The sequence below is a fragment of the Kitasatospora nipponensis genome (assembly GCF_039528135.1).
Lineage (GTDB): Bacteria > Actinomycetota > Actinomycetes > Streptomycetales > Streptomycetaceae > Kitasatospora > Kitasatospora nipponensis.
Genome location: NZ_BAAALF010000291.1, coordinates 1 through 6,983 on the forward strand (window position 1 = coordinate 1; position 6,983 = coordinate 6,983).

Genomic DNA, 6,983 nt, shown 5'->3' on the forward strand with positions numbered 1-6,983 from the left:
GGGCCGTCGGACCGCTCCCCGAGCCGGCGGCGGGCGCGGGGCCCGTCGGCCGCAGCACGGGCCGGCCCGACTCGCCGGGCTGCGGCAGGTCGAGCAGCGTGGCGATCCGTCCGCCGGCCGGTTCCGGGGGCTCGCCGCCGCCCGTGCTCTCGGCCGGGTCGGGTACCGGCGAACCGGTCCCCGGGGCACCGGCGCCGGCGGCGGGCGGAAGCTTGTCACTCATGCCGCGACTCCCAGCGCTGTGGTCCGTGTCGGCCCGGCCCGGGGGCCGAGCCCTGCCAAACCGCTCCTAATGCCCACACTTCTACACAGGACGATCGGCACGTGTCCAGGGAAGGACCAGGGCCGGATGGCTGGTTGTCCGCCGGGTCCCGGGCGGCCGCCACCGCACGCGCCGGTCGGATGCGCCGCGCGTGCCGTACCGTCGACCCGGGCGTGGAGTGGAGCGCCCGGTGAACGGGCAGAAGCTGACCAGAGGTTGCCGGACCCTGCCGGAATCGTAGGGGTCCCCCGTCCGGCGACCGGGCTGACCAGAAGTCACTCACTCGTACGGTGGAACCAGAGGGCACCGAAGGGCGTCCATCTGGTCGCATGAGGGATTCTCGTTCCAGGGATGCGCCTGTGCCCGTGGCCTGCCCGGGCCGGCCGTCCCGTCGCGGTGAAGTGCCACTCCGGGACCGTCCGCCACCGGTCGGACACAGGCTCTGCGCAACCCCTGCGGCTCCCCGGCCGCGTCAGGTCAGATCTCGCAGGTCATCAGGTCAGGTCTCGTCAGATCAGGGTTCGGCGGCCAGGTTTCGCACGGAGCCGGCCCCGCCCCGGTCCCAGAGCGGAGAGGAACGAGCCCATGCGTGAATCGCGCGAGTCGTCCGGCCGGCATCGCAGCACCCGGCAGGCACTGCTGCAGGCGGCGCTGACCTGCGCCGAGCGGTGGCAGTGGCCGGTGGTGCCGGGAGCGGTGGTGGTGGAGCGCGCGCTGGACGGGGGGCCGGCCACCGGGTCCTGCTCCTGCGGCGATCCGCTCTGTCCGGTCCCCGGCGCGCACCCGCACGACCAGCCCCTGCTGGCGGCCACCACCGAGACCACCATGGTGCGCTGGTGGTGGGAGCGGCACAGCCCGCAGGCGCCGGTGATCGTGCCGACCGGCCGCGAGGTGGCTGCGGTGAGCGTGCCCGCGTCGGCCGGCGTGCGGCTGCTCGACTACCTGGACGCGCTGCGCCTGGTGCCCGGCCCGGTGCTGGCCACCCCGACCCGCTGCGCGCTGCTCGTCGCGCCGTACGCGTACCCGGAGTTGGCGGAGCTGCTGGTGGCCCAGGAGGAGACCCTGCTGCCCGGTGGCGCGCCGGGCCGGGTGCCGACCTCGGTGCGCTACCACGGGCCCGGCGGCTTCCTGGTGCTGCCGCCCTCGCGGATCGGGCCGGGCGGCGGGCAGGTGCGCTGGGTGCGCCGACCGCAGCCGGCGCCGGGCGGCGGGGTGCGGCTGCCGCAGGTGGCGCGGTTGCTGGAGGCGCTGGTCGCGGCGGGCGCGGCGGCGCCGGACGACACGCGGCTGGCCTACTGACGGGGAGTCCCGTGGCCCGGCAGCGGGCCTCGGGAACCGTCGGTCGCGGGGGCGGCACCGGGGGGTCGTCACCGGGTGCCCACCGGGTGGGATCCCCGGAAAATGAAGATCCGGCCGCTGGCGACGGGGGATGCACCAGCGACCGGACTGTTTAAACAGTAACAAGGATTGGCGCCGTAGCCAATTTCCCTGCCCGACTCGACCCCGGGAATTCGGCCCGGCTGGGCCGAATGTGACCGGAGTCACGTCCCCGGGGGTCGATCCGGTCACGTTCCGCCAGGAACGTTCAGTTGAGCGTGACCTGACGGCTCACCAGGTTGGCGCGGGCCCGGCGCTCGTCGCCCGTCAGGGGCGCGGGCGCGGCCAGCACGCCGGCCAGACGCTCCGCGAAGGCGGCCGCGGGCTTCTCGCAGTCGGCGGCCGACATCTCCAGCGGCAGGTCCCAGACCGGCACGGTCAGGCCGTGCGCGCGGAACGAGCCGACCAGCTTGGTGCCCTCGCCGAGCGAGGACTCGCCGGCCGCGGTCAGCCGCGCCAGCGCGTCCAGCAGCTCCTCCTCGGGGACCGGCATGACCCAGCGCAGGTGGTTCTTGTCCGGCGTGCCGCACCAGTACGCGCTGTCCACGCCGGCCAGCTTCTCGGTCGGGATGGCCGAGGCGTTGGCGCGCTCCAGCGAGGCGGCCACCTCGCCGGTGGCGGACTCGGCGTCCTCCAGCCAGAACTCGAAGCCGGTGTGCACCGCGGGGGTGAAGTCGGCGGTGAGGTCGAGCAGGTCCTGCAGGCGGGGCCCGTCGGCGGCGGCGCGGCGGGTCGGCACCGGGTTGCCCGGCTCGGTCACCAGCGCCTTGGTCAGCGCGTCGGCCAGGTCGCGGCTGAGGTCGCCGGAGGAGGACTGGGTCTGCAGGCCGAGCAGGATCGAGCCGTCCGGGCGGCGCAGGGCCGGCCAGGCGAGCGGCAGCACGGTCGCCAGCGTGACCGAGGGGATCTCGCCCTCGGCGCCCTGCGCCACCCCGGCGGCCAGCGTCAGCGGCACGGTGGCGGCCGGCACCAGCTCGCGCAGCGCCACCCAGTCGGCCTCGCCCGGCAGTCCCTCGAACGGGCGGTGCACCAGCTCCTGCACGGCGTGCGCGGCCTCCCGGCCGTGGCACGCCTTGTACCGGCGGCCGGAGCCGCAGGGGCAGTCCTCACGGGCCCCGACGACGGGGACGGTGCCGCCGGCGGCGGTGGCGCGGCTGGGCTGGGTCGACTTCTTGGCGGCCTTCTTGGCCATGGTGCGGCTCTCCCGGGACGGTGGTCACTGTCTCCCGGGCAGCCTACTGAGGTTGCCGGGTGCCTCGGGCCGACCCGGTGCCGCCTTCGGACCGACCGGCGTCGGCCCGGTGCCCCCGGGAGGCGACCCGGTGCCCTGCGGTACCGGCCGCGGGCCGTGTTGCCGGCGCAGGTGGCGACCGCGTCAGGCCGAGCGGGCGTGCGCGGGTTCCGGGGCGTGCGCCGGCAGCGCGGCCCAGACGGTGACCTCGCCGGGCGCGTCCCGCACGCCCCACTCGGTGGCCAGCTTGCCCACGATGCTCAGGCCGCGGCCGCCCTTGGAGGTGAGCGAGGGGCTGGCCGGCAGCGGTCGGGTGACCGCGCCGCCGTCGGTGACCTCCAGGGTCAGCAGTCCGTCGTCGTGCATCTGCCAGCGCACCAGCACCCCGCCGGGGCGCTCGGTGTAGCCGGCCGGCTCGACGAAGCCGCCCGGCTCGCCCGGGCCGCCGAACTGCTCGCCGGCCCTGCTGTGTTCGCCGGTGTGCCCGGACCCCTGGGACCCACCCGACGCAGCGGTCCGGCCGTCCGGGAATTCGGGCCCGTCCGTGGACTTCGACCAATCGCGCGGCCGGGCGTGGAATTCACCGCCGGCCCCCCCGTCGAGATCCAGCAATGGGGCCAGCGGCCGCGCATAGCGGCAGGAATTGCTGAGCAGTTCGGAAAGGATCAGGACCGCATCGTCGATCACGGCGTCGGGGACCTCGCGGTCGCCCAGATCGCGCCGCAGCCGGCGCCGGGCGGCCCCGACACTGGCTGGACCGTGCGGCACCGCCATGGTCGATGAAGTCGGCACTTCGCGCGCCACCATCAACGCCACCCCCGGACCTCCTTCAGCGTTTGCCGAGGGATGGATGCCCCGGGGGAATGCGCTGGAAACGGCCTGACTCGCTCGCGCTCCGTCAATTCCGAGGCCACTCGAGTGACCCGCAACACGCTGTGCGCAAAAGGTGATTAGCTGCTTACGCTGCGTCAGTCGCGGGGGTGGATTTCGCCCGCCGGGCTCGTCGCGGCACCCCGCTCTGCGCCCGTGTGCGCCAATGCGCCGGGCGTCCGGCTGGCGCGCGGTGGGTGTGGTGCGGGGGGTGGGCGGCAGTCGGCGTCAGCGCCCGAGCCGGTCCAGCACCGCGCGCGGCCGGTTGGTGATGATCGCCTCGACGCCCAGCTCCAGGCAGAGCTCGACGTCCTCGGGCCGGTCCACCGTCCAGACGTGCACCCGGTGCCCGGCGGCGCGCAGCCTGGTCACCAACTCCGGCTGCCGGCGAACGAGTTCGATGCCGGGGCCGGCGATCGCGGCGGCCGCCGGCAGTCCCGCGCCGGGCCACAGCCGCAGCGGCAGGCTCCGCTCGAAGAGGTACACCCGGGGGAACTCCGGTGCGGCGTCCCGCAGCCGGCCCAGGGCCACCCCGGAGAAGCTCATCAGCCGGGCGTGCGGGCGGTCCGGGTCGCCCTCGTCGCCCGCCGCCGCGCCCTTGACGCCGAACCGCTCCAGCGCCTTCAGCAGTTCCGCCTCCACCCGGCCGCGGTAGCGCACCGGGTGCTTGGTCTCGATGGCCAGGTCCACCCGCCGCCCGCAGTCGGCGACCAGCTCCAGCAGGCTCTCCAGCCGCAGCACCGAGCGCCGCTCCGGGTCCGCCCGTTCGGTGTCGTCGCCGCCGGGCTTCCAGGACCCGAAGTCGTACGCCTCCAGCTCGGCCAGGGTGAGCGCCGAGACCACCCGCCGGCCGCCGTCGGAGACCCGTGCGATGGTCCGGTCGTGCACGCAGACCAGCTGCCCGTCCCGGGTCAGCCGCACGTCGCACTCCAGCGCGTCCGCGCCCTCCGCCAGCGCCCTGCGATAGGCGGCCAGGGTGTGCTCCGGCAGTGCCTCGGAGGAGCCGCGGTGGGCGACCACCTGGACCGCCCGCTCGCTGCGGGCGGGGTCGGCGGAGGAGAGTTCGGGAGTCGTCACAGGTCAACCCTAGGACGCGCCGGTGACGGGAGTGCGACGCAGGGCCGAACTCCCGGTGCCGCGGCCACCCGGTCGTCCGCCCCCGCCGCCGGGGTGCGGGCCGGCCGGAGCCGGGCGACCCGCCCTTTGCCGGGCGACCCGCTACCGGCCCGCCTGCTGCCGGCCGAGCAGCGTGAGCAGCCAGGTGGCCAGGCCGGCGACCAGGAACGAGAAGAGCGAGGCGGAGGTCCACTCCTGCGGCGTGAAGTGCGCCCAGCCCTGCAGCTGGGTCCAGAACGCCGTCCACCAGTGGGCGACGTCGGTGGGCGCCAGGAACTGGTACACCGCGAAGCCCAGCGCCCACGGCAGCAGCATCAGCGGCCGGGCCGGGGCGTCCTGCCCGAGGTCCCAGCCCTGCCGGCCGCGGCCGCGGAAGAAGTCCACCGCCAGCACCGCGAGGAGCGGCACGAAGACCGAGCCGATCAGTCCGAGGAAGTTGTAGTAGGACTGCGTGAACTCGGTGATCCGCAGCGCCAGCCCGGTCACCAGCAGGCCGATCCCGCCGGTCAGCACCCGGCGGTCCACCCGCGGGAAGAGGTTGTGCACCGACATCGCGGTCGAGTACACGTTGGCGAACGACTGGTCCGCCTCGCGCAGCACCAGGACCAGCAGGAACGCCCAGCCGGCGGCCACCCCGGCGAAGGAGTCCAGCAGGTTGTCGACGTTGCCGTGCGACTGTAGCAGCGCGATCAGGCCCAGCAGGTAGCACCAGACCTGGGCGAGCGTGTAGCCGGAGAAGGTCCCCCAGAAGGAGGCGCGCGGGGTGCGCGAGTGCCGGGTGTAGTCGGCGGCCAGCGGCACGAAGGAGATCGAGACGGCGATGATGGCGTCCGTCGCCTTGAGGAAACCGTGCCAGTTTCCCGCGCCCGGGTCGGGGAAACCCTGCCGCCCGAGCTGCACGGTGAAGTAGACCATCGCGACGCCCACCGCGACCGCCACGTACTTGCGCAGCGCCGAGATCGAGCCCAGCGGCCAGATCGTCAGCGCGGTGGTCAGCACTCCGGCCAGCAGGACGAAGAGCCAGCGCCAGCCCTGGGTGTCACAGACCGTCTGGGCGCCCCAGGCGATCACGGTCAGCTCGTACACCCCCCAGCCGACGCACTGCGCGATGTTCAGCACGGTCGGCAGGTAGGAGAGCCGGGTGCCGAAGAGGCCGCGCAGCACCGCCATCGCGGGCGCCCCGGTGCGCGCGCCGATCAGCGCGGCGACCCCCAGCATCGCGGTGCCGATCACGGTGCCGACCACGATGGCGGTGACCGCGGCGCCGAACGAGAGCTCCTGGCCGGGGGCGCCGAGCACGGTGACCGCGCTGGTGAAGCCGATCAGGCTGATCCCCAGGTTGGCCCAGAGCGCGAACTGGTCGCGGAAGCCGAGGGTGCGCGGCGGGGCGGTGTCCAGCACCAGCGGCGCCTCGGCCCGGCCGACCCCCTCCGTCCGCGGCGGCTCCAGCAAGGCGGTCGCGGTGGTGGAGGCGCCGGTCAGCGGGCCCGCGGGGTCCTTCGGGTGAACGGCGCCGGCCGGGTTCTCGAAATTCGTGGACTCGCTGGGTCCGGCAGAAGAAGATGGGGAAGGCGAAGCAGCCGTCATGGCCGATACTCCCTACGCCGGCATTACCCGGTCAGGTTCCGGCGGTCAGCGCTCCCTCGATCGCACCGGCCCCAGGGCCATGGCGTACGGTCGACCAGCGCACTCTCAGCCTGGTGGGTCCAAGCTCCCGCGTGTCAGATTGGCAGCGACAGGGTAGCCCGGCCTGCGGTTTCCGCCAAGGCGGAGCGTTGCGCCGTCCGCATCGCGGAACTCCACGCGGGGGGTCCGCGGGGCGGTCGGACGGGGGGCTGTTCGGTCTGCCTAAGGATTCTTACCAGTTCTTCAGGCGGCCCCTAACGGCAACCAGATCGGACATGGGAAAAACTAAGGGCCAAGGTCCTTGTCAGCGATGGAGGTCGTCCGTGAGCACCGAGCACGAGAGTGGTTCCACCGGACCGCAGGGGGAGCAGCTCTCCAGCGGCCACGGCGAGCCGGGGGGCGCTCCGACGGTAGGTGACACCTCGTCGGCCGGGGAGTCCAAGCCGACCATCGCCCTCGCCAAGCTGAGCGCCCCCGAGCCTGAGCCGGCCGCGCCGGCCG

The 6,983-nt window shown here is 74.3% G+C and carries 5 protein-coding genes and 1 pseudogene; 1 reads left to right on the forward strand and 5 read right to left on the reverse strand.

What is annotated here, in order from left to right:
• Window positions 1-223: pseudogene (locus ABD323_RS38490) on the reverse strand (AMP-binding protein); the annotation flags it as partial.
• Between the two features lie 624 nt (window positions 224-847).
• On the opposite strand from ABD323_RS38490, the gene ABD323_RS38495 reads away from it, so the two are divergent.
• Window positions 848-1,561, forward strand: a complete 714-nt coding sequence (locus ABD323_RS38495) for a bifunctional DNA primase/polymerase (RefSeq protein WP_344446759.1) — start codon at window positions 848-850, stop codon at window positions 1,559-1,561.
• A 286-nt stretch (window positions 1,562-1,847) separates the two neighbouring features.
• Here ABD323_RS38495 and ABD323_RS38500 read toward each other — a convergent pair whose 3' ends face one another.
• The 4 genes from ABD323_RS38500 to ABD323_RS38515 all read right to left on the reverse strand — a co-directional run bounded on the left by ABD323_RS38500 (window position 1,848) and on the right by ABD323_RS38515 (window position 6,443).
• Window positions 1,848-2,831 carry a DUF5926 family protein gene (locus ABD323_RS38500; RefSeq protein WP_344446760.1) on the reverse strand — a complete coding sequence of 328 codons (984 nt, stop codon included), beginning with the start codon at window positions 2,829-2,831 and terminating at the stop codon, window positions 1,848-1,850.
• 183 nt (window positions 2,832-3,014) lie between these two features.
• Window positions 3,015-3,677, reverse strand: a complete 663-nt coding sequence (locus ABD323_RS38505; protein WP_344446763.1) for an ATP-binding protein — start codon at window positions 3,675-3,677, stop codon at window positions 3,015-3,017.
• 291 nt (window positions 3,678-3,968) lie between these two features.
• Complete coding sequence (locus ABD323_RS38510; protein WP_344446761.1) at window positions 3,969-4,817, reverse strand: glycerophosphodiester phosphodiesterase family protein; 849 nt, start codon at window positions 4,815-4,817, stop codon at window positions 3,969-3,971.
• Window positions 4,818-4,958: 141 nt separating this feature from the next.
• Window positions 4,959-6,443, reverse strand: a complete 1,485-nt coding sequence (locus ABD323_RS38515; protein WP_344446762.1) for a purine-cytosine permease family protein — start codon at window positions 6,441-6,443, stop codon at window positions 4,959-4,961.
• Window positions 6,444-6,983: the final 540 nt, after the last annotated feature.